Source organism: Pseudomonas sp. TSO6, from assembly GCF_056098905.1.
This window is the reverse complement of sequence record NZ_JBLZWV010000022.1, coordinates 147,896-171,154: the sequence shown is the minus strand read 5'-3', so window position 1 is coordinate 171,154 and position 23,259 is coordinate 147,896. Positions and strand designations below refer to the sequence as shown.

The 23,259-nt window shown below is 62.7% G+C and carries 17 protein-coding genes; 11 read left to right on the top strand and 6 right to left on the bottom strand.

Features of this window, described 5'->3' with window-relative positions:
- Positions 1–169: 169 nt before the first annotated feature.
- Both ACN6NG_RS08225 and ACN6NG_RS08220 read left to right on the top strand, forming a co-directional pair.
- Positions 170–964 carry an endonuclease/exonuclease/phosphatase family protein gene (locus ACN6NG_RS08225; protein WP_063424955.1) on the top strand — a complete coding sequence of 265 codons (795 nt, stop codon included), beginning with the start codon at positions 170–172 and terminating at the stop codon, positions 962–964.
- 319 nt (positions 965–1,283) lie between these two features.
- On the top strand, positions 1,284–2,360 hold the full coding sequence (locus ACN6NG_RS08220) for an autotransporter domain-containing protein (RefSeq protein WP_474313452.1): 1,077 nt from the start codon (positions 1,284–1,286) through the stop codon (positions 2,358–2,360).
- A 101-nt stretch (positions 2,361–2,461) separates the two neighbouring features.
- Here the strand turns inward: ACN6NG_RS08220 and glgB are convergent, their stop codons facing one another.
- From glgB to ACN6NG_RS08205, 3 genes are all read right to left on the bottom strand, one after another.
- A complete protein-coding gene (glgB, locus tag ACN6NG_RS08215) occupies positions 2,462–4,672 on the bottom strand; it encodes a 1,4-alpha-glucan branching protein GlgB (RefSeq protein ID WP_063424951.1) in 2,211 nt (736 codons plus the stop codon).
- On the bottom strand, positions 4,673–7,990 hold the full coding sequence (gene treS / locus ACN6NG_RS08210) for a maltose alpha-D-glucosyltransferase (protein WP_474313450.1): 3,318 nt from the start codon (positions 7,988–7,990) through the stop codon (positions 4,673–4,675). It lies immediately after the preceding gene.
- A gap of 155 nt (positions 7,991–8,145) precedes the next feature.
- A complete protein-coding gene (locus tag ACN6NG_RS08205; protein WP_474313449.1) occupies positions 8,146–10,164 on the bottom strand; it encodes an alpha-1,4-glucan--maltose-1-phosphate maltosyltransferase in 2,019 nt (672 codons plus the stop codon).
- Positions 10,165–10,688: 524 nt separating this feature from the next.
- Here ACN6NG_RS08205 and ACN6NG_RS08200 point away from each other — a divergent pair.
- The 3 genes from ACN6NG_RS08200 to ACN6NG_RS08190 all read left to right on the top strand — a co-directional run bounded on the left by ACN6NG_RS08200 (position 10,689) and on the right by ACN6NG_RS08190 (position 12,252).
- Positions 10,689–11,474, top strand: a complete 786-nt coding sequence (locus tag ACN6NG_RS08200; RefSeq protein ID WP_353456812.1) for an RHS repeat-associated core domain-containing protein — start codon at positions 10,689–10,691, stop codon at positions 11,472–11,474.
- A gap of 285 nt (positions 11,475–11,759) precedes the next feature.
- Positions 11,760–11,921, top strand: a complete 162-nt coding sequence (locus ACN6NG_RS08195; RefSeq protein ID WP_197897880.1) for a hypothetical protein — start codon at positions 11,760–11,762, stop codon at positions 11,919–11,921.
- Positions 11,922–11,970: 49 nt separating this feature from the next.
- Complete coding sequence (locus ACN6NG_RS08190; protein WP_474313448.1) at positions 11,971–12,252, top strand: hypothetical protein; 282 nt, start codon at positions 11,971–11,973, stop codon at positions 12,250–12,252.
- Between the two features lie 95 nt (positions 12,253–12,347).
- Here ACN6NG_RS08190 and ACN6NG_RS08185 read toward each other — a convergent pair whose 3' ends face one another.
- Positions 12,348–14,030, bottom strand: coding sequence for an AMP-binding protein (locus ACN6NG_RS08185; RefSeq protein WP_474313447.1), 1,683 nt, complete (start codon positions 14,028–14,030; stop codon positions 12,348–12,350).
- A gap of 236 nt (positions 14,031–14,266) precedes the next feature.
- Between ACN6NG_RS08185 and ACN6NG_RS08180 the strand changes: the two genes are divergently transcribed.
- The 4 genes from ACN6NG_RS08180 to ACN6NG_RS08165 are packed head-to-tail and all read left to right on the top strand — an operon-like array spanning position 14,267 to position 19,825.
- Positions 14,267–15,430, top strand: a complete 1,164-nt coding sequence (locus ACN6NG_RS08180; RefSeq protein ID WP_341796277.1) for an isovaleryl-CoA dehydrogenase — start codon at positions 14,267–14,269, stop codon at positions 15,428–15,430.
- Positions 15,431–15,449: 19 nt separating this feature from the next.
- On the top strand, positions 15,450–17,057 hold the full coding sequence (locus ACN6NG_RS08175; RefSeq protein WP_016498805.1) for a carboxyl transferase domain-containing protein: 1,608 nt from the start codon (positions 15,450–15,452) through the stop codon (positions 17,055–17,057).
- Between the two features lie 3 nt (positions 17,058–17,060).
- Positions 17,061–17,876 (top strand): gamma-carboxygeranoyl-CoA hydratase, encoded by an 816-nt coding sequence (locus ACN6NG_RS08170; RefSeq protein WP_474313446.1) that lies wholly within the window; start codon positions 17,061–17,063, stop codon positions 17,874–17,876.
- A complete protein-coding gene (locus tag ACN6NG_RS08165) occupies positions 17,873–19,825 on the top strand; it encodes an acetyl/propionyl/methylcrotonyl-CoA carboxylase subunit alpha (RefSeq protein ID WP_474313444.1) in 1,953 nt (650 codons plus the stop codon). Before ACN6NG_RS08170 ends, ACN6NG_RS08165 begins: the two co-directional genes overlap by 4 nt.
- A 320-nt stretch (positions 19,826–20,145) precedes the next feature.
- Here the strand turns inward: ACN6NG_RS08165 and ACN6NG_RS08160 are convergent, their stop codons facing one another.
- Complete coding sequence (locus ACN6NG_RS08160; RefSeq protein WP_474313442.1) at positions 20,146–20,853, bottom strand: LexA family transcriptional regulator; 708 nt, start codon at positions 20,851–20,853, stop codon at positions 20,146–20,148.
- Positions 20,854–20,941: 88 nt separating this feature from the next.
- Between ACN6NG_RS08160 and ACN6NG_RS08155 the strand changes: the two genes are divergently transcribed.
- Positions 20,942–21,253: a DUF6124 family protein gene (locus ACN6NG_RS08155; RefSeq protein WP_341796281.1), complete on the top strand. Its 312-nt coding sequence runs from the start codon at positions 20,942–20,944 to the stop codon at positions 21,251–21,253.
- Positions 21,254–21,686: 433 nt separating this feature from the next.
- The gene (locus tag ACN6NG_RS08150) at positions 21,687–22,202 is read left to right on the top strand and encodes a DUF4880 domain-containing protein (protein WP_019473643.1); all 516 of its coding nucleotides are present in this window, start codon (positions 21,687–21,689) and stop codon (positions 22,200–22,202) included.
- A 19-nt stretch (positions 22,203–22,221) separates the two neighbouring features.
- Here ACN6NG_RS08150 and ACN6NG_RS08145 read toward each other — a convergent pair whose 3' ends face one another.
- Positions 22,222–23,199 carry a LysR family transcriptional regulator gene (locus ACN6NG_RS08145; RefSeq protein ID WP_474313440.1) on the bottom strand — a complete coding sequence of 326 codons (978 nt, stop codon included), beginning with the start codon at positions 23,197–23,199 and terminating at the stop codon, positions 22,222–22,224.
- Between the last annotated feature and the right edge of the window lie 60 nt (positions 23,200–23,259).

Sequence of the window (23,259 nt, the reverse complement as noted above, 5' to 3'; positions counted from 1 at the left end):
GCCATCAGCCTGTCTGTGTACTGGTTGGCTGCACCGGCCCTATCGCCGGCAAGCCAGCTCCCACAGGTATGGTGCAGGCCATCAGGCGGTGCAGAACCTGTGGGAGCTGGCTTGCCGGCGATAGGGCCGGAACAGGCGACACACATGCACCTGCGATCGAGGAGGAATTGTGAGCCACGAAGCCGGCAGTAATGGTTTCGCCAGCGTCAACCAGGCCGCGGCCGTGAAGCGGCTGCGGGTACTGACGGTGAACACCCATAAGGGCTTCACCGCCTTCAACCGGCGCTTCATCCTGCCGGAACTGCGCGAGGCGGTGCGCAGCACCCAGGCCGACATCGTCTTCCTCCAGGAAGTGCTTGGCAGCCACGACCGCCACGCCGCGCGCTACCCGGGCTGGCCGCAGACCTCGCAGTACGAATTCCTCGCCGACAGTATGTGGAGCGACTTTGCCTACGGCCGCAATGCGGTCTATCCCGACGGCCACCACGGCAATGCGCTGCTGTCCAAGTACCCGATCATCGAACACCGCAACCTCGACGTGTCGATCACCGGCCCCGAACGCCGTGGCCTGTTGCACTGCATCCTCGACGTACCCGGCAAGCATCAGGTGCATGCCATCTGTGTGCACCTGTCATTGCTGGAAAGCCACCGGCAGAAGCAACTGCAACTGCTGCGCAAATTGCTCGAGTCATTGCCCGCCGACGCACCGGTGATCATTGCCGGCGACTTCAACGACTGGAAAAGCCGCGGCAACCGCACCCTCGGCCTGCAGCCTGACCTGCACGAAGCGTTCGAGCGCCACCACGGCCACCTCGCCCGCACCTACCCTGCCCGCCTGCCGCTGTTGCCCCTGGACCGCATCTACCTGCGCAACGCCGAAAGCCATGGGCCGCGGATTCTGGGGCACAAACCTTGGTCGCACCTGTCAGATCACTTGCCATTGGCGGTGGAGGTCAGGCTCTAGCAATCATTCTTCATAGCCACGAAGCGGGAAATAGCGAACCCCGCTATACCCTGGCGTTTTTCTCGAGAAATCAAGTGCTTGAGAGAAATTACACAACCTGAACAGTTCTTTCACGCTTTCTTGACGCAAGCGGCGTCCTCTCCTTAGCTGAACATTACCAAGCAGTAAAGATCTCGCGCCGGGCCTCTAGCTCGCGCCCTCGTGCGCGCTTGCAAAGGCTGGCGTGCTGGTTTGGGTCGCCCACTGTTTTTGCCGTACAGCTCGTGACAACAGGCCAGGTCCTCGGGCTGTACCCCACAAAAACAACAGGAGATCCGCCATGAAAAGCACCTCGAACCCCTTGCGCTTCGACAGCATTTTCTACGCGGTTTCCACGTCGCTGCTTCTGGCAACCCCGGTGGAAACTTTCGCGTACGAACTGCAGGGTGACCCCACCTCGCCCGGTTTTCTGCAACAGCCTGCAATGCCGCAGATGTCGCTCGACCCGGTCAGCGCCAGTGGCTTGAGCATCGGCACCCTGAGTGCGTTTTCGCAAACCATGAGCGCGCGCCACGGGCAGACAGCACCGGACCTGATCGCCAGCCAGTGGGCACAGTTTTTCCCGACCACCTCGCGCAGTGGCACGCAACCCCCAGACCAACTGGAGGCCCCCAGCCAGCAACTGACAATCGGCCCGGACCTGTTCGTGCGTGAGACTGCAGCGGGCAACGTGCACCGCGCAGGGATTTTCGTGGGGCATAACAACCTGCAGAGCAGCTTCAACGGCATGCGCCCGCTGTTGGGCGACAAGCAGCGCCACGCGGTGAACCTGAGCGGGGAAAGCCTGGGCGTGTACTGGAGCATGACCCATGAACAGGGCTGGCACCTGGATGCGGTGGCCATGGGCTCACGCATCGATGTAATGGGCCGCGGTGAAAGCGGCCAGCGCCTTGACGAAAGCGGCCATGCGATGACGTTCTCGGTGGAAGGCGGCTACCCGATCCGCCTGGGCGGCAACTGGGTGATCGAACCCCAGGCACAGTTGATCAACCAGCAGTTCTTCCCCGGCAACCAGGTGCAGGAAGAAACCCTGCGGGCCTTCGACAGCCAGCCGAGCTGGAGCGGCCGGGTCGGTGCGAAATTGTCCGGGCGCTACGAAGTGCGCGGCATGCCCATCGAACCCTATGTGCGGACCAACGTGTGGTACGACTTCAGCAATCCCGACGAGGTGAAGCTGGACCAGGTCGACAAGATCTCCAGCTCACGCTACTCGACTACGGTGGAACTGGGCTTGGGGCTGGTGGCGCGGGTGACGCCTTCGGTAGCCTTGTTTGTCAGCGCCGATTACAGCAGCGATGTGGATGACAATGACCTGAACGGGCTGATTGGCAGCCTTGGCGTGCGGATGCGGTGGTAGGCAGGCCCGGCCCTTTCGCAGCACAAGGCTGCTCCTACAAGGGAATGCGCCCACCTGTAGGAGCAGCCTTGTGCTGCGAAGAGGCCAGTACAGGCAACCTATCAGGCCGGCTTCATTATCAGAACCCCAAGCGGCGGCAAATTCAGCGCCAGCGACAATGGCTGCCCATGGCTGGCCAGTGCCTCACTGGCCACTGCCCCCAAATTGCCTACGTTGGACCCTGCATACAGCTCGGCATCGCTGTTCAGCAATTCCTGCCAGCGCTCGCCAAACGGCACACCAATGCGGTAGCCCTCGCGTGGTACCGGGGTAAAGTTGGCCACCACCAACACCGGCTCGCCGCTGCTGCTCCAGCGCAGCCAGGCGTACACGCTGTTTTGCGCGTCGTCACCGATCAGCCACTGGAAGCCCTGCGGCTGGCAATCCTGCTCGTGCAGCGCCGGCTCTTCGCGGTACAGGCGGTTGAGGTCGCCCACCAGGCGCTGCACGCCTTGGTGCTCGGGGTACTGCAGCAGATACCAGTCCAGCTCGCTGTCATGGTTCCACTCACGCCACTGGCCGAACTCGCAGCCCATGAACAGCAACTTCTTGCCTGGGTGCGCCCACATGAAAGTGAGGTAGGCGCGCAGGTTGGCGAATTTCTGCCAGCGATCGCCGGGCATCTTGTCGATCAGCGAGTGCTTGCCGTGCACCACTTCGTCGTGGGAGATGGGCAGGATGAAGTGTTCGGAATAGGCGTAGATCAGCCCGAAGCTCATCTCGTTATGGTGGTGGTTGCGATGCACCGGGTCGTTCTGGATGTAATGCAGGGTGTCGTGCATCCAGCCCATGTTCCACTTGTAGGCAAAGCCCAGGCCGCCCTGCTGGGTCGGCTGGCTGACGCCGGGCCAGGCGGTGGACTCCTCGGCGATGATCAATGCACCGGGGGCCTCATGGGCAGCCACGCCGTTGAGGTGGCGGATGAAGTCGATGGCCTCCAGGTTCTCGCGCCCGCCGTGGCGGTTGGGCACCCATTCGCCGGCCTTGCGCGAATAGTCGCGGTACAGCATCGAGGCCACCGCATCGACCCGCAGGCCGTCGATGTGGAAGTGCTTCAGCCAGTGCAGCGCCGAGGCCATCATGAAGCCACGCACTTCGTTGCGGCCGAGGTTGTAGATCAGTGTGTTCCAGTCCTGGTGGTAGCCCTCCAGGGGGTTGTCGTATTCGTACAGGGCAGTGCCGTCGAAACGCGCCAGGCCGTGTTCGTCTGTGGGGAAATGCGCCGGCACCCAGTCCAGCAGCACGCCTATGCCGCCTTGGTGGCAGGCATCGATGAACGCGGCAAAGTCCTCGGCACTGCCATAGCGTGAGGTGGGCGCGAACATCGACAGTGGCTGATAGCCCCAGGAGCCGCCGAACGGGTGCTCCATGATCGGCAGCAATTCGATATGGGTAAAGCCCAGTTCCTGCACATAGGGCACCAGCCGCTCGGCCAGTTCGCGCCAGTTGTAGTAGCGCCCGACTTCGCCTGCCTCGTCCAGCTCGCAGCGCCAGGAGCCTGGGTGCAGCTCGTAGATCGACAGGGGTGCGCTGTAGGCATGGCGCTGCGCGCGTTGTGCCATCCAGTCTTGGTCTTGCCACGCGTGGCTGAGTTCACCGGCCACCTTGGATGCGGTACTCGGCGGCAATTCAGTGGCGCGGGCCAGCGGGTCTGCTTTCAAAGGCAGTATCCCATCCTTGCCCAGCACCTCGTACTTGTAGGTTTCGCCCACGCCCAGGCGCGGCACGAACAGCTCCCACACCCCGGCGCTGTGGCGCAAGCGCATGGGGTGGCGGCGGCCGTCCCAGTTATTGAAGTCACCCACCACCGACACCCGCCGGGCATTCGGCGCCCACACCGAGAAACATACACCGTCGATACCCTCGACCTGGATCGGTTGGGCGCCGAAGCGCCCGGACAGGTCGCGGTGGTTGCCTTCGGCGAACAGGTGCAAGTCCATGTCGCCCAGTTGCGGGCCAAAGCTGTAAGGGTCTTCGGTGACTTGCTCGCCACCGGCCCAGCCAATTTGCAGCAGATAGGCTTGTGCATCATCGAGGTGCGCCGTGAACAAGCCCGGTACTGCGCTTTGCACCATTTCGGCCAGGACGCGCCCATCATGGCGCGCCAGCACCCGTGCACTCAGCGCATTGGGCAGGAAGGCGCGGATAAACACCCCGCCTTGGCCATCGCCGTGGGGGCCTAGCACTGCGAAGGGATCGGCGTGCTCGGCGCGGGCCAGGGCATCCAGGTCCCGTTGCCGAAGGCCGCCGTTTTCACGCGTGGTTGCATTCATTTATGACTCTCCCCAGGTACTGATCAGTCCATGCAGGCCATGCAAAGGCACGGCCAGCCAGCTCGGACGGTTTTCGGCTTCATATGTGATCTCGTAGGCGGCTTTTTCCAGGCAGAACAATTCCAGTGCGGCGCGCTCGCCCTCGGCCTGTTGCCAGGCATGGGGCATGGCGGCGGTGGCCAGGCCATAGGCTTCGACAAAGGCGTGGCGCGACTGATGCAGGTACTGCCGGGCAACCCGCTGACGAGCCTGCTGCGCCGGGCCGGAAAGGTCGACCGCAGAGGCGCTGCGCAGGATCATCGCAGCAGCATAGTCGAAGGATCGCAACACGCCGCTGACATCCTTGTACGGGCTGTGTTTTGCCCGGCGTTCTTGCAGTGGACGGGACGGTTCGCCCTCGAAATCGATCAGGTAGGCATCCCCCTGCACCACCAGCACCTGGCCCAGATGCAGGTCGCCGTGCACCCGCATCAGCAAGCCACCCTCGGCCTGCTCCGCCAGGTTGGCGATGTGCTGGGCCAGGCCGTCGCGCTGCTGTTGCAGGTCGTCGACCAGGGCCTGGCTGTCGGGGTCGAGGGCGTCACGGTGCTGGGCCAGCAGGTCGAGGGCGTGGTTCAGTTCGGCGCTGATCTGCGTACCCCAGCGCTGGCTGTCGTCAGCATCGCTGGGGCGTGGGCGGAAGGCCTCATCGTCGGTGGGCGCGGCCAGCAGCAGGTGCATCTCGCCCAGGCGCTGGCCGAGCAAGGCGGCAAAGCCGGTGAGCTCCACCAAGGCATCGGTGTGTGCCTCGGCATCGCGGCTGGGTGGGGCCATCTGGTCGCGGATAGCCCGTTCCAGGGTGTTCTGGGTCCAGGCCCAGGCATCGCCCTGATTGCTCAGGTAGCCTTGGGCGATCATCAGCAGGTGTGGGGCGTTTTGCTCATCCACCCGGCTGACCCAAGCCAGCAATGGCGAGATATTGGCAAAGCCGGCAGCGGTCAGGTAGGCACTCATTTCCAGTTCCGGGTGAATGCCCGGGTTGACCCGGCGGATCAGCTTGAGCACCACGCGGTCGCCGATCACCACCGAGCTGTTGGACTGCTCGGCGCTGAGGTAGCGCACGGCGCTTTCATCGTTCAACCCAAGGGCTGCCAGCAGGTCGGTGCATTCGAAACGCAGTTCGCCCGCGCCGCTGCCGCAGGGCAGGCGCAGGCCATCCTGGCAGGCGTGCAGTACTGCGCGGATAAACGGTTCGAGCACGAAGGCATCGGTAATCAGGCCAACCTGATGGGCACGGCGCACCCGCGACAAGGCCAACTGCTGCGGCAGCGCTGTGTTGATCTGGTCTTCGGGCAGCAGGCCAAACGGCAGCTGGTAGTGGTTGGCCGTCCCCCCGCTGAGCACTTCGATTTCGCTGAGCAACACGGGCGTGGTAGCGGTAGCGAAGCGCACGCCGTAGCGCAGGCGCACCTCGTCAATGGGCCCCTCCTTGCCGGCGAACCAGCGCCGCTTGGGCAGGTATTGCGGCAGGATGGTGGTTTGCAGGGTGTCGCGGGCGGGTGCTTCCAGCAGTTCTTCCATGCGCTTGCGCAAAACTAGCGTGGTCAATTCGGGTAACCCCTCGGTGGCCTGGATGTGCCAGCTGGGCATGCGGTCATGGGCGGCCAGCAGGAACCAGTAGAAGGCATAGGGTGGCAGGGTGAGCAGGAACGGCAGTTGACCGATGGGCGGGAAGGCGCTGCCGCCGAGCATCTCCACCGGTACTTTGTCGGCGTATTGTGACAATTCCAGTTCGGCAGCCTGGGCGGCGCGGGACACGTTGGCCACGCACAGGATGACTTCGGTGTTGCCATCGGCATCGGTGTACTCGCGGATATACGCGAGGATTCGCCGGTTGCTGGGCGTAAGGGTTCGCAGGGTGCCGCGGCCAAAGGCCTTCTGCTGCTTGCGTACGGCCAGCATGCGCCGGGTCCAGTTGAGCAGCGAGTGGGGGTCGTGGCTCTGGGCCTCGACATTGACCGTCTGGTAGCCGTATAGCGGGTCCATGATCGGCGGCAGCACCAGGCGCTGCGGGTCGGCGCGGGAAAAGCCGCCGTTGCGGTCGGGCGACCACTGCATGGGAGTGCGCACGCCGTCTCGGTCGCCCAGGTAGATGTTGTCGCCCATGCCCAGCTCGTCGCCGTAGTACAACGTGGGTGTGCCGGGCATCGACAGCAGCAGGCTGGTGAGCAGCTCGATGCGCCGGCGGTCACGCTGCAGCAGCGGTGCCAGGCGCCGCCGAATGCCCAGGTTGATGCGCGCGCGGCGGTCTTCGGCGTAGTAGTTCCACAGGTAGTCGCGCTCGCGGTCGGTGACCATTTCCAGGGTGAGCTCATCGTGGTTGCGCAGAAAGATCGCCCATTGGCAGTTGGCCGGGATTTCCGGCGTCTGGCGCAGGATGTCGGTGATCGGGAAGCGGTCCTCCATGGCCAGGGCCATGTACATGCGCGGCATAAGCGGGAAGTGGAAGGCCATGTGGCACTCGTCGCCCTCGCCTTCGCCGAAGTACGGGCGGGTGTCTTCGGGCCACTGGTTGGCCTCGGCCAGCAGCATGCGGTCGGGGTAGTTGGCGTCGATTTCGGCGCGAATGGCCTTGAGTACCGTGTGGGTCTCGGGCAGGTTTTCGTTGTTGGTGCCGTCACGTTCGATCAGGTAGGGGATGGCGTCCAGGCGCAGGCCGTCGACGCCCAGGTCAAGCCAGAAGCGCATCACCTTGATCACCGCATTGAGCACCTGCGGGTTGTCGAAGTTCAGGTCTGGCTGATGCGAGTAGAAGCGGTGCCAGAAGTACTGGCCGGCGACCGGGTCCCAGGTCCAGTTGGACTTTTCGGTGTCGAGGAAGATGATGCGCGTGCCGTCGTACTTCTGTTCGTCATCCGACCACACGTAAAAGTCCCGCGCCTTGCTGCCATGCTTGGCATGGCGAGCTCGCTGGAACCACGGGTGCTGGTCGCTGGTGTGGTTGATGACCAGCTCGGTGATTACCCTCAGGCCGCGCTTGTGTGCCTCGGCGATGAAGCGGCGGGCGTCAGCCATGCTGCCGTAGTCGGGGTGCACGGCCTTGTATTCGGCAATGTCGTAGCCGTCGTCGCGCCTTGGCGAAGGGTAGAAAGGCAGCAGCCACAAAGTGTTGACGCCCAGTTCGGCAATGTAGTCCAGCTTGCTGATCAGGCCGGCGAAATCACCGATGCCGTCGTTGTTCGCGTCGAAGAACGACTTGATGTGCAACTGGTAGATGACGGCGTCCTTGTACCACAGCGGGTCATCGATGAAGGCTGCCGGGCGGGAACGCTTGGCCATGGGTGACTCCTTTCAATTACATGCACAGACATCCGAGCTTGCTAGATCCCTGTGGGAGCGGGTTTACCCGCGAAGATGACACCGCGGTGCATGGCACCGGCTTCGCCGGTGTTCGCGGGTAAACCCGCTCCTACAGGGGCACAGTCTTAGCCTTGTTAACGGGCTTTTTCGATGCGCCAGATCCCGAATGGCTGGTGCCAGGGCTCGATACGCATCCACTGGGTCTTGCCATGCCAGGTCCAGCGGTGGCCGTTCATCAGGTCTTCGCCCAAGGTGTCGGCGTCGTCGTCCAGGCCCAGCTCCCACAGCGGCAGCTCGAAATGCGCCTCCTGGGCGTTGTGCGGGTCCAGGCTGATCGCCACCAGGATGTAGTTGTCGCGCTCGGGCGTGCGCTTGGCGAAGTACAGGATGTTGTCGTTCCAGCAGTTGAAAAACGCCACGCCCAGGTGGGTTTGCAAGGCGCGGTTCTGCCGGCGAATGCGGTTGAGCTGGGCGATCTCGGCAATGATGTTGCCCGGCTGGGTGAAATCGCGCGGGCGGATCTGGTATTTCTCCGAATCCAGGTATTCCTCCTTGCCCGGCAGCGGCGCGCTTTCGCATAGCTCGAAGCCGGAGTACATGCCCCACAGGCCCGAACCCATGGTGGCCAGCGCGGCGCGGATGAGGAAGCCGGCGCGACCGGAGGTGTGCAGGAAGAACGGGTTGATATCCGGCGTGTTGACGAAAAAGTTCGGCCGGTAGCACTGGCTCCACGGCGGCTGGTTGAGCTGCTCGTAGAATTCGCGCAGTTCCTGCTTGGTGTTCCGCCAGGTGAAGTAGGTATAGCTTTGCGCGTAGCCGACCTTACCCAGGCGCGCCATCATCGCGGGCTTGGTGAACGCCTCGGCAAGGAAGATCACATCCGGGTAGCGGGCGCGCACATCGGCGATCATCCATTGCCAGAACGGCAGTGGCTTGGTGTGCGGGTTGTCGACGCGGAAAGTCTTCACGCCCTCCTCTACCCAGCCGAGCACCACGTCGCGAAGCGCCAGCCACAGCGAAGGGACGGCGTCCGGGGCGTAGAAATCGACGTTGACGATGTCCTGGTACTTTTTCGGCGGGTTCTCGGCGTAGCGAATGGTGCCGTCCGGGCGCCAGCTGAACCAGCCGGGGTGCTCTTTGAGCCATGGATGGTCCTGCGAGCACTGGATAGCGAAATCCAGGGCGATTTCAAGGCCATGCTCGGCGGCGGCGGCAACCAGTCGACGAAAGTCTTCCCGCGTGCCCAGCTGCGGATGGATGGCGTCATGGCCGCCTTCGGCACTGCCGATAGCGTACGGGCTACCAGGGTCGCCGGGCTCGGCCTTGAGGGCGTTGTTGCGGCCCTTGCGGTGCTGCGTGCCGATGGGGTGGATGGGCGGGAAGTACAGCACATCGAAGCCCATGTCACGGATCATAGGCAGGCGCTGGTGCACGTCATTGAGGGTGCCGTGGCGCTGCGGGTCATCGGTGATCGAGCGCGGGAACAGCTCATACCAACTGGCGAACTGCGCGGCCGGGCGGTCGACATCGACGGGGAACTCGCGGCTGCGGGCCAGGTAACTGCGGTGCCCCGCTTCGCTCATCAGGTGCGCAACGTCCGGGCCCAGCAACAGTGCCACCTGCCCGTCGGTATCCAGCTCCGCCAGGCGCTGCTGTAGCGCTTCGAGCTCATCGCGCACGGCACCGCTGCACAGCTCGATGCCTTTGCCCAGCATCAAGCGGCCCTCTTCCAGTTCCAGTTTTACCTCGACACCGGCGTTGTACTTTTTCTCCAGGTCATGGCTATAGGTGGCGAACGGGTCGACCCAGGCCTCGATGCTGAACAGGTGCGGGCCAAGTACGGTGGGGGTGAACTCGGCCAGCCACAGGTCGTTGCCCGCCGATTGCATCGGCACGCAATGCCAGCGCCGGCTGTTGGCCTGGCGCCAGTTGAGCATCACCGCCAGGCGGTCATGGCCGTCGCTGTAGACCTTGCTGCTGACCGCGACCGGCTGGCCGCTGATGGCCTTGGCGGCGAAGGTGCCGCCGTCGAGCACGGGGCTGCAGTCTTCGATCACGATGCGCGGCGCCAGCAGCGCCTGGGCCAGGCTGATGGCCTGGTCGGGGTGATCATTCGCCATCGGTACGCTTTCGAAGGGCTCGTTACGCGACATCGGTCCTGGCTCCCTGGTGGCATTGGCGGTAAGGATTCAGAGCCGGGCACAGGCGTGGGGTTCAAAAAAAAGAGCGAACGGCAGCTGCCAGCGGTCAGCACCTCTTCATTCCACCCACGCGAGGTCAGGCCATGAACATTCCCATTCCACCGGCCCCCCCGATACCAACATCGACGACCCCAGCTTGCCGCCGCCCGTGCAGAAAGAAGAGCCGGACGAGGTGCCGATCAAGCCGACGGTGCCGCCGACGGTGGACGACCCGCCGAGGCAGGAGCCACCGGTGAAGGCTTAAGGGTAGACCACGCCACCTGATAATTCTGCCAGTTGAACTGCGGAGCTATCGTCATACATAGTCATGATCAGGGGCTGAGAAGCACGCTTACAGCAGTGCACTGCATCAGCACCAATAATGTAAACCAGAATAGATTGTATAAAAACGATGGCTTCAAACCGATGAACAGCGGCCTGGCACATCAACCGAAGCATTCATTTGCAAACGCCGCACATACGACGCAGGCAATCCCATGCAAACAACCGCCAACACTACTGCTACCAGCCATATCAATTACAATGCTTACGGTTACACCAAGATGCTGATTCAGGGACCCTACACATCTGGTTTCAACGGAGCATACTTCGATATTCATACACACGGCTACCACCTAGGGCAAGGCTATCGCATGTACAGCCCTGCACTGCCAAGGTTCACTAGTCCGGACTTCCTCAGCCCATTTGGGCGTGGCGGAATTAATGCCTATGCATACTGCAATGGGGACCCGGTTAACCGTATCGACCCACATGGAACCTCCGCAATTCTTTTCATAGCCGGGATCCTCCAAAGAGGTCTGAAGCAGGCTATGAAACCTGCAAGTAAAGGCGCCTACAAAGCGGCAAATACAGACTTTCACAGGGACCGTAACATACAAGTAAACGCCGTCTCTAGACTGATGAATGACTATTCTCGCGACCCGACCGGAGTCACCGCCAGGGTCAAACATTTACCTCCCAACGTTCTTGCAAAGGGAACAGGTCACCTTAAACTGAACGATCCAGGGCGCATTTGGGCAAGCCACATGACTGATGTGGGATACATTGAACAACACGAGAATATCATGATGCAGCGCAATATAAGCTATGACGATGATGGCCGGCAAACTTCTTTGACAAGACTTTTCCTTGAGCGATTTGCAAGAAGTTCTTCAAACCCTAAAAACCACCCTGAAGACTTGAAACGATCCTTGGATTACTATTATGAAACCCGCAAGAGAGTGGAAGAGTACCAAAATGTGATGTTAGCGGCGAGACATTAAATAGGTTAAGTGCGCGACGACCGTCAGAATCAAGACCCCCGAACTACAATGCCATAATTACCCTATAAGCCGAGCATCATGCTCGGCCCATAGCTCGCTTAGCAGTTACGCCTCTGTTTTGCCCAGACGGCATTGGCTTAGTGGTATTGATCTTGCTCCGTCGGCTGTTGGAGGTAAGGGTTCAGAGCCGGGCACAGGCGTGGGCTTCAAAAAAATGAGCGAATGGCAATTGCCAGCGGTCAGAGCCTTCAGCACTCCTTCATTCCAGCCACGCGAGGTCAGACGATGAACATTCCTATTCCACCGGAAACCCCCGACCCAAACATCGACGACCCCAGTTTGCCGCCGCCCGTGCCGGAAGAAGACCCGGACGCGGTGCCGATCAAGCCGACGGTGCCGCCGACGGTGGGTGACCCGCCGAGTGATGAGCCACCGGTGAAGGTGTAAGGATAGACGAGGCAACTGGTATGTCTGCCAGTAGCCGGATCGGTTGCTTGTGCTGATGATGAGTTCTCCTGATCAGATGTCGGGAGAACTCATCATCGTGGACAGCATGACCGGGCGGGAAACAGGGGCGCTTGAACAGGATGTGGTTGATTGCTTCCAAGAGGCAGGTGTTGTCGAGCCAAATGCGGGCACACCGCTTGAACATATGTGCTGGGACAAACGTGACGCTGCCTTGAGGTATCTTGAGGAACGCTACCACCAGCGTTTCAGACGCGATTACAGCACTCTTCGCGAAGTGGCCGAGCAACTGGGCAAGATTGACTTGCGCTGACGCTGACGGCCCTTCGCGGGCAAGCCCGCTCCTACAGGCCTACGGTGTAAGTGTAGGAGCGGGCTTGCCCGCGAAGGGCCGGCAGACTCAATGCATCAACCGACCGTTTCAATGGCCAGCTCCGCCACACTGATCTCCCTCATCCTGAACTTCTGCACCTTCCCGGTCACCGTCATCGGGAACTCCTCCACGAAGCGGAAATGCCGCGGCACTTTGTAATGCGCGATGCGCGCCTTGCACCAGCCGTGCAGCTCATCGGCCGTGGCGCTGTGCCCTGGGTGCAGCTTGATCCAGGCCACCACCTCCTCACCATATTTGCTGCACGGGACCCCGATCACCTGCGCATCGGCCACAGCCGGATGCGTGTAGAAGAACTCCTCCAGTTCACGCGGGTAGATGTTCTCCCCGCCGCGAATGATCATGTCCTTGTTGCGCCCGACGATGCGCACATGGCCGTGCTCATCCATCACCGCCAGGTCGCCCGAGTGCATCCAGCCAGCCGGGTCGATGGCATCCGCCGTGGCCTGGGGGTTGTTCCAGTAACCGAGCATCACGCTGTAACCCCGGGTGCACAGTTCGCCCATTTCGCCGCGCGCGACGATGCAGCCCTCGGCGTCCACCAGCTTGGTTTCCAGCTGCGGCTGAGTACGCCCGACCGTGGTCACGCGCAGCTCCAGCTCGTCGTCGGGGCCGGTCTGCAACGACACCGGGCTGGTTTCGGTCATGCCGTAGGCGATCTGCACTTCAGCCATGTGCATCTGGTCGATAACCCGGCGCATCACCTCGATCGGGCAAGTGGCACCGGCCATGATGCCGCTGCGCAGGGTGGAAAGGTCCAACTGCTGACGTGCTGGGTGGTCGAGCATGGCGATGAACATGGTCGGCACGCCATACAGAATGCTGGCGCGCTCTTCGGCAACGGCGCGCAACGTGAGCTCGGCGTCGAAGGCGTCGTTGGGGTAGATCATGGTGCTACCGTGGGTGATGCAGCCGAGGTTGGCCATGACCATGCCGAAGCAGTGGTACAGCGGCACCGGGATCACCATGCGGTCGGCGCTGGTCAGGCCCAGGCTCTCGCCGACCATGAAACCGTTGTTGAGGATGTTGTAGTGGCTGAGCGTCGCCCCTTTCGGCGCACCGGTGGTGCCGGAGGTGTACTGGATGTTCACCGGCTGGTCGAATTGCAGGCCTTGCTGGCGGGCGGTGAAGGCCTCTAGCGTTGTCTGCCCAGCCTTTTCGGCCAGTGCATGCCAGCGCAGGAAGCCGGCAGGCGGGTTGGCGGCCAGGCTGATCACGCCGCGCAAGTCCGGCAGGCGCTCACTGACCAGTTCACCTGGCGTGGCGCAGGCCAATTCTGGCACCAGTTCCTGGACCATGGCGTGGTAATCAGACGTCTTGAAGGCATCTGCACACACCAGCCAGCGGCAGCCGGACTGACGCAACACGTATTCCAGCTCACCTACGCGATAGGCCGGGTTGATGTTGACCAGGATGGCGCCGACCTTGGCACTGGCCAGCTGCAAAATGCACCACTGGGCGCAGTTGGGCGACCAGATGCCGACACGCTCGCCGGTGTTCACGCCCAGGGCCATCAGCGCGCGGGCATGCACTTCGACCTGTTCGGCCAACTGCCGCCAGCTGTAGCGCAGGCCCTGGTGGCGCGACACCAGCGCCTCGCCATCGGCACAGCGGGCCACCGTGGCATCGAAGGCCTGGCCGATGGTCTGGGTCAGCAAGGCTTGGTCCTGGCGACCGCGGGTATAGCTCGGTTGACTCATGGGTGTCCCTTCTTGTGGTTGTTCTGGGCACGACTGAAGCAAGCGGGAATACTCTGGCGCAGATTTACGTTTACGTAAAGGTGATGAGCGGATTGACAGTGACCTCATGCAGGTTTACGTTAACGTAAAGGTGATGAACGACATCCACTCGAGGCGCCACGCCGACCCCTGTGGGAGCGGGGTGGATCCCCAAGCTGCGATGTAACCCAATTTCAAGAACAAGAAGGTGCCCCAGCATGCATTACCCCTCCCTGAACTTCGCCCTGGGCGAAACCATCGACATGCTCCGCGACCAGGTGCGCACCTTCGTTGCCGCCGAACTGGCCCCGCGGGCCGCGCAGATCGACCACGACAACCTGTTCCCCGCCGACATGTGGCGCAAGTTCGGCGACATGGGCCTGCTGGGCATCACGGTATCGGAAGAGTATGGCGGAGCCGGCCTTGGCTACCTGGCCCACGTGGTGTCGATGGAAGAAATCAGCCGCGCCTCGGCCTCGGTGGCACTGTCCTACGGCGCCCATTCCAACCTGTGCGTCAACCAGATCAACCGCAACGGCACCCATGAACAGAAGCTCAAGTACCTGCCCAAGCTGATCAGCGGCGAGCACATCGGTGCGCTGGCCATGAGCGAGCCCAACGCCGGCTCCGACGTGGTATCGATGAAACTGCGCGCCGAAAAGCGCGGCGATTACTACGTGCTCAACGGCAGCAAGACCTGGATCACCAACGGCCCTGACGCCAACACCTACGTGATCTACGCCAAGACCGACCTGGACAAGGGCGCGCACGGCATTACCGCGTTCATCGTCGAGCGTGACTGGAAAGGTTTCAGCCGCAGCAACAAGTTCGACAAGCTGGGCATGCGCGGGTCCAACACCTGCGAGCTGTTCTTCGATGACGTGGAAGTGCCGGCAGAAAACATACTCGGCCAGCTCAACGGCGGCGTACGCGTGCTGATGAGCGGCCTGGACTACGAGCGTGTGGTGTTGTCCGGTGGCCCAACCGGCATCATGCAAAGCTGCATGGACCTGGTGGTGCCCTACATACACGACCGCAAGCAGTTCGGCCAAAGCATCGGCGAGTTCCAGCTGATCCAGGGCAAGATTGCCGACATGTACACCCAACTGAACGCCAGCCGCGCCTACCTGTACGCCGTGGCCCAAGCCTGCGACCGTGGCGAGACCACCCGCAAGGACGCTGCCGGGGTAATCCTGTACACCGCCGAACGCGCCACGCAAATGGCCCTGGAGGCGATCCAGATTCTCGGTGGCAACGGCTACATCAACGAATTCCCGGCGGGCCGCCTGCTGCGCGATGCCAAGCTGTACGAAATCGGTGCCGGCACCAGCGAAATCCGCCGGATGCTGATTGGCCGCGAACTGTTCAACGAAACCCGCTGAACATAAAGGACGGGCGCACATGGCTACCTTGCACACCCAGATCAACCCGCGTTCGGCGGAGTTCGCCGGCAACAGCGCGGCCATGCTCGAACAGGTTCAGGCCCTGCGCGGCCTGCTCGCCCAGGTGGCACAGGGCGGCGGGCCCAAAGCCCAGGAACGGCACACGTCGCGTGGCAAGCTGCTGCCGCGCGAACGCATCGACCGCCTGCTGGACCCGGGCTCGCCATTCCTCGAAATCGGCCAGCTGGCTGCGCATGAGGTATACGGCGAAGACGTGCCCGCCGCTGGCGTGATCGCCGGCATCGGCCGCGTCGAAGGCGTGGAATGCATGATCGTGGCCAACGACGCCACGGTCAAAGGCGGTTCGTACTACCCGCTGACGGTGAAGAAGCACCTGCGTGCGCAAACCATCGCCCAGCAGAACCGCCTGCCGTGCATCTACCTGGTGGATTCGGGCGGCGCCAACCTACCGCGCCAGGACGAAGTGTTCCCCGACCGCGAGCATTTCGGGCGGATCTTCTTCAACCAGGCCAACATGAGCGCCCAGGGCATCCCCCAGATCGCCGTGGTGATGGGCTCGTGCACAGCTGGCGGCGCCTACGTACCGGCCATGGCCGACGAAGCGATCATGGTGCGCCAGCAGGCGACCATCTTCCTCGCCGGGCCGCCGCTGGTAAAGGCCGCTACAGGTGAAGTGGTGAGCGCCGAAGACCTGGGTGGCGCCGATGTGCATTGCCGCACCAGCGGCGTGGCCGACCACTACGCGGATAACGACGAGCACGCCCTGGCCATCGCCCGGCGCAGCGTGGCCAACCTCAACTGGCACAAGCTGGGCAAGCTGCAGCGCCTGGCCCCGGTGGCGCCGCTGTATGCCGCCGACGAGCTGTATGGCGTGGTGCCAGCCGATGCCAAGCAACCGTTCGACGTGCGTGAAGTGATCGCGCGGCTGGTCGATGGCTCGGTGTTCGATGAGTTCAAAGCCCTGTTCGGCACCACCCTGGTGTGCGGCTTCGCCCACCTGCATGGCTACCCGGTGGCGATCCTGGCCAACAACGGCATCCTGTTCGCCGAAGCCGCGCAAAAAGGCGCGCACTTCATCGAGCTGGCCTGCCAGCGTGGCATCCCGCTGCTGTTCCTGCAAAACATCACCGGCTTCATGGTGGGCAAGAAGTACGAAGAAGGCGGCATCGCCAAGCACGGCGCCAAGCTGGTCACCGCCGTGGCCTGTGCCCAGGTGCCGAAGTTCACGGTGATCATTGGCGGCAGCTTTGGCGCCGGCAACTACGGCATGTGCGGCCGCGCCTACGACCCACGCTTCCTGTGGATGTGGCCCAACGCGCGCATTGGCGTGATGGGTGCCGAACAGGCCGCTGGCGTGCTGGCGCAGGTCAAGCGCGAGCAAAGCGAGCGCAGCGGCCAGCCCTTCAGTGCCGAGGACGAGGCCAGGCTCAAGCAACCGATCCTCGACCAGTACGAGCACCAGGGCCACCCCTACTATTCCAGCGCCCGCCTGTGGGACGACGGTGTCATCGACCCGGCACAAACCCGCGATGTGCTTGGCCTGGCGTTGTCTGCCGCGCTGAACGCACCGATCGAACAGAGCCGCTTCGGCATTTTCCGGATGTGACCCATGAGCGATTTCAGCACCCTTGAAGTGATCCGCGACCCACGCGGCTTCGCCACCCTGTGGCTGAGCCGCGAGGACAAGAACAACGCCTTCAACGCGCAGATGATCCGCGAGCTGATCGTGGCCATCGACCGCCTGGCCGAAGACGCCAGCCTGCGTTTTGTGCTGCTGCGCGGCCGTGGCAGGCACTTCAGCGCCGGCGCCGACCTGGCCTGGATGCAGCAGTCGGCGCAGCTGGACTTCAACACCAACCTGGATGACGCCCACGAACTGGGCGAACTGATGTACGCCCTGCACCGCCTCAAGGCCCCTACCCTGGCCGTGGTACAAGGTGCAGCCTTTGGCGGCGCGCTGGGCCTGATCAGCTGCTGCGACATGGCCATCGGCGCCGAAGACGCCCAGTTGTGCCTGTCGGAAGTCCGCATTGGCTTGGCCCCGGCAGTCATCAGCCCCTTCGTGGTCAAGGCTATTGGTGAACGCGCCGCGCGCCGCTATGCCCTCACTGCCGAGCGTTTCAGCGGCATACGGGCCCGCGAGCTGGGGCTGCTGGCCGAGGTGTACCCGGCCAGTGAGCTGGACGCCCAGGTCGAAGCGTGGGTGAACAACCTGCTGCAGAACAGCCCGCAAGCGTTGCGCGCCACCAAGGACTTGCTGCGCGAAGTGGACGACGGCGAACTCAGCCCGGCCCTGCGCCGCTACTGCGAGAACACCATCGCCCGCATCCGCGTCAGCGCCGAAGGCCAGGAGGGCCTGCGCGCTTTCCTGGAAAAACGCCGCCCCGCCTGGCAAACCGATGACAAGAAGGAAACGCGCCCATGAGCCGCCCCGCTTTGACCACCCTGCTGGTCGCCAACCGTGGCGAAATCGCCTGCCGGATAATGCGCACCGCCAAGGCCATGGGCCTGACCACTGTTGCCGTGCACAGCGCCACCGACCGTGACGCCCGGCACAGCCGCGAAGCGGATATCCGCGTCGACCTGGGCGGTACCAAGGCCGCCGAAAGCTACCTGCTGGTCGACAAGCTGCTGGCCGCTGCCAAGGCCAGCGGTGCCCAGGCGATTCACCCGGGCTATGGTTTTCTGTCGGAGAACGCTGGCTTCGCCCGCGCTATCGAACAGGCCGGGCTGATCTTCCTTGGCCCACCTGCCACCGCCATCGACGCCATGGGCAGCAAGTCGGCGGCCAAGGCGCTGATGGACGCCGCTGGCGTGCCGCTGGTGCCGGGCTATCACGGCGAAGCCCAGGACCTGGACACCTTCCGCGCCGCCGCCGAACGCATTGGCTACCCGGTGCTGCTCAAGGCCAGCGCCGGCGGCGGCGGCAAGGGCATGAAAGTGGTGGAGGAAGAAAGCCAGCTGGCCGACGCCCTGGCCTCGGCCCAGCGTGAGGCGCAGTCGTCGTTCGGCGATGCGCGCATGCTGGTGGAAAAGTATGTGCTCAAGCCGCGCCACGTCGAAATTCAGGTGTTTGCCGACCAGCACGGCAACTGCCTGTATCTCAACGAGCGCGACTGCTCTATTCAGCGCCGCCACCAGAAAGTGGTCGAAGAAGCCCCTGCCCCCGGCTTGTCGCCCGAACTGCGCCGGGCCATGGGCGAAGCGGCGGTGCGTGCGGCCCAGGCGATCGGCTACGTGGGTGCCGGCACCGTGGAGTTCCTGCTCGATGCCCGTGGCGAGTTCTTCTTCATGGAGATGAACACCCGCCTGCAAGTGGAACACCCGGTCACCGAGGCCATCACCGGCCTGGACCTGGTGGCCTGGCAGATTCGCGTGGCCTGCGGCGAGCCCCTGCCGATCACTCAGGAGCAGGTGCCGCTGATCGGCCATGCCATCGAAGTGCGGTTGTACGCCGAAGACCCGGCCAACGAGTTCCTGCCCGCGACCGGCACGCTGGCGCTGTACCGTGAGTCGGCGCCAGGCGAAGGCCGGCGGGTGGACAGCGGGGTCAGCGAAGGCGACGTGGTGTCGCCCTTCTACGACCCGATGCTCGGCAAGCTGATTGCCTGGGGTGAAAACCGCGAACAGGCGCGCCTGCGCTTGCTGGCCATGCTCGACGAGTTCGCCATTGGCGGGGTGAAGACCAACATTGCTTTCCTGCGCCGCATTCTCGCCCACCCGGCGTTTGCGGCGGCAGAGCTGGACACCGGCTTCATTCCCCGCCACCAGGATGTGTTGCTGCCGGCGCCCCATGCGCTGCCGGCGGGCTTCTGGGAAGCGGCAGCCGAAGCCTGGCTGCAGGGGCAGCCTGAGCATAAGCGTGATGACGACCGCAGTTCGCCGTGGGGTGCGCACAACGGCCTGCGCTTGGGCCTGCCGGCACGCAGCAGCCTGCATCTGGCAAGCGCCGGGCAGGACCAGGCGGTTGCCCTGGAGCGCAGCGCTGCGTCCACCTGGCAGCTAGCGGGTGAGCAACTGGTGCACGATCAGGCAGGTGTGCGCCGCCAGCATTTGGCAATCCGCCGCAGTGGCACCCTGTACCTGCACTGGGATGGCGAGATGCACGCCATTCAGGCCTTCGACCCGATTGCCGAAGCCGAGGCCGGCCATGGCCATCAAGGCGGCCTGGGCGCGCCCATGAACGGCAGCATTGTACGGGTGCTGGTCGAGCCGGGGCAGGTAGTTGAAGCCGGTACTGCACTGGTGGTGCTAGAGGCCATGAAGATGGAACACAGCATTCGTGCGCCGCATGTTGGGACAGTGAAGGCGTTGTTCTGCCAGGAAGGCGATATGGTCAGCGAAGGGACTGTGTTGGTCGAACTGGCTGAGTGAGGAAACCGGGGCAACTGCCTTGCTCAGCGATCACTGTGGGAGCGGGCATGCCCGCGAACACCGGCAAAGCCGGTGCTATACACCGCGTTGGATTCTTCGCGGGCGCGCCCGCTCCCACAAGTGATGCGCCAACTTCAGCGCAACGCTGTACCTGTGGGAGCGGCTTTAGCCGCGAACACCGGCAAAGCCGGTGCCATACACCGCGTTGCATTCTTCGCGGGTGAACCCGCTCCCACAGAGCCAGCGCAATGCTTGAGGTCGGCACCGTACTTGTGGGAGCCCGGCTTGCCGGCGATGGGCTGCACAGCAGCCCCGGCAATCTAGAAGGCCCCATGCACCCGCACGACTACTCCCAGGATCTCGCAACCTTCTTCGCATAGTAGCGCCGGGTAGTTGCCGTTCAGTGCCTTCAAATAACGCTGCCCACCTTCCTCGGCCAACTCGCGGAAAATCGCCGACTTGCCCGGCTGACGAGCGATAACCAAGCGCCCGGCCTCAGCCTCCACGCCCGGGTCGACCAGCATCCGCATGCCCTGTGGCACGCTCCGACCACTGACAGCGCTCATCGCGTCATTTTCAACCGTCAGCCAGAAAGCCTTGCCCTGGGCCAGGTAGTCCGTCTGCTCGAACACACCCGGCTCCTCACGCTCTTCAACACCTAGCTCGCTCCAGGCCAACACTGGGTAGCGGAAACACACGATGTATTGCATGAGGTCCAGATCGTCATCGGCGTCATCCATCTGATAAACGCCACGCTCCTCGCCAACCTGCCCCTGGATGCGCAGTTGCAGGCTGACGTTGTAGTGAGGCATGCCAATCTCGACGAACGTACGGTTCATCGACTCGATCTTCGGCTGACGCCGCTTGTTCACCCAATGCCCTACGCTGCCTTGAGACACGCCAACGCGCTCGGCAAGCTGCTCTTGAGTGAGCCCAAGCTCCTCCATCCGGTCACGGACGAGGGCAATCCATTTATCCATATTCATCGCTGGCACGATACGGACTGCCTTTAACCGCTCAATAAACATTCAGTATTATTTATCAAAGGGCATTAAAATACCCTAGGTATTATTATCGGTCGGACCCCTTCCCCTACTGGCTCTAGCAGGTATCAGGATGAAACCACCGAAAAACGACGAAACAGATCTCGACAGCGAAGCCGCCCGCCGCGCCCTCGACTACTACCTCAACCCCAAGCCGCAGCGCCCGACCCTCGACAACAAGATCTGGGCCCTGCACGAGAGCGTCACCGGCGACCAGGCCCGGGAGCACGCCATCGCCCTGCTGCGCTGCGCCGCCGCTACAGCGCAGGAAACCGCCAGCCACCAGCACGGCAGCCAGCGCGAGCTGACCTACGCGTTGATGCACATGATGGACATGGCCCGCGCCCTGCTGGAGCACAAGCGCGCCGCAGATCCGGATTTCTGAGTAAAAAAGGAGGGAGAGAACGTGATGGCCGCGAACGGCAGAAGCCCCGACTGCCGGGACAAGGAAGCGCATCGGTAAAACTTTTTTACCGAATTAGCGAAAATTCATTTGACTGGCAAATGATAACGATTATTATTGCACTCAGCTGATCGCGAGATCTGCTGGATAACCTGGAGCTTAGGTCGCTCTCAGATTATCTCCTCATCAGGCTAATCACGGTTTTTGACCCGGCTTTTTGCCGGGTCTTTTTTTTTGCTCTTCAGGCTAATGAAGATCGTGATGGCGCGCATGATAGCAAAGGTGTTTCAGGGCGTGAACGCTCATTACAAAACTTTGCGGAATCAGCACTTGAGAATCAATCTCGTTTCGCCTACGCTGGTCTCGCATCAAGGAAGATGCCCCCACCCCTCCCCCTTCAAGCAAGGAGCTGTCCATGACCCGTCTGCTACTGCCGCTTGAACACCCAACGCCTGTTGCCGAACACGATGCCGACCACGCCCTGCTGCACGCCCTGAAGCGGCTGCCCCGGCGCGTGCAGCAAGTATTCCTGCTCAACCGCCTCGACCAACTGGACTTCGCCACCATCGCCGCCCGCCTCGACCTGCCCCTGGCGAGCATCGAGCGGAACATGGACCAGGCGCTGCAGGCCGGTCGCTCGCGCCGTGATGTACTGTCGAGTGTGGCCGGGCAATGGTATGTGCGCTTGCAAAGCCCCCAGGTGACAGCTTGCGAACGGATCGACTTTCGTCGCTGGCTGGATGCGGATACGGCAAACCTGCACGCGTTTCACGAAACCGAACTGCGCTGGCGCAGCCTGTTGGCGCCGGCACGGCAACTGGGCCATGACGGCTGGTACCGGCAAGGCCGGGCGGCGCTGTCGCTGGGTGGGTGCTCGATTGCGGTCGGGCTTGGCGTGGCGGCGTTGGTAGTGTTTGGTCTCTGGGCCTGATCGCGCACTGGCAAGCCGGTCAAAAGCGCTCCGCCGGGTCTGTGGTCATGAGCATCTGCTGGAACCGCTCCAGAAAGATCGACTCGGCTTGGGTAAACTTCTGTTCACGGTTCCACAGCAGATACACGTTCACATCGATCACCCCTTCCCACGGCGGCAGACGCCACAGCTCATTGGCCTGTACATCCGCCGCGACGATGTGCTCCGGCAGGCAGCCGATGCCATAGCCCGCCCCCACCAGCCGCAGGATCTCATCCAGGCTCGGTGACGATGCCACAATACGCCCGGTAAACCCCTGCTGATCGCGAAACACTGTCAACGGTGACAGGTTGCCGCCCATCTGGTCACTGGTGAAGCTCACGAAGTTCTCGCCCTGCAGATCCGCAACAGTAAGGTTCTTGCGACCAAACAAGCGATGGCGCTTGCCGCAAAAAAACGCGTAGCGCTGTTCAAGCAGCACCCGTTGCTCCAGGCGGGGCTGGGGCGTGCGGCACAGGCTCAGGCCGAACGAGGCGGTCTTCTGCAACAAGCCACTGGCCACATCCGAACTGCGCAGCACATCGATCTCCAGCTCCACCTGGGGATAGTCACTGTGAAATTGCGCAAGAAAGTCATCGTAGGCACGGGACTGGATGCGGCTGATGCTCAGCAGGCGGATCTTGCCCGTCACTGTCTCGGCCGGGCTGTCCAGCGCAGGCCCCAGGCGCGAGACCGTGCCGTACAGCTCGGCCGCGATCTGCATCACCTCCTCCCCCGCCTGTGACAGGTTGATGCGTGGCCCACGACGTACCACCAAGGCACTGTCCAGTTGCTCCTCCAAACGCCGCAACGCCTGGCTGACGGCCGGCTGGCTCAGGTGCAGGCGTGCCGCAGCCCGGCTGATGCTGCCCTCCTGGCCGATTACCAGAAACGTCCGCAACAGGTTCCAGTCAAGGCGGTCGTTAAGGAAACGCTTGGCTTCCGGGTCTCTTGCCGGGGGCGTCGATGTCGGCGTCATTATTTGTTGGTCTTATACTTGAGTATTTAAATTAGAAGCTTTTCCTAGCATAGGACTTGG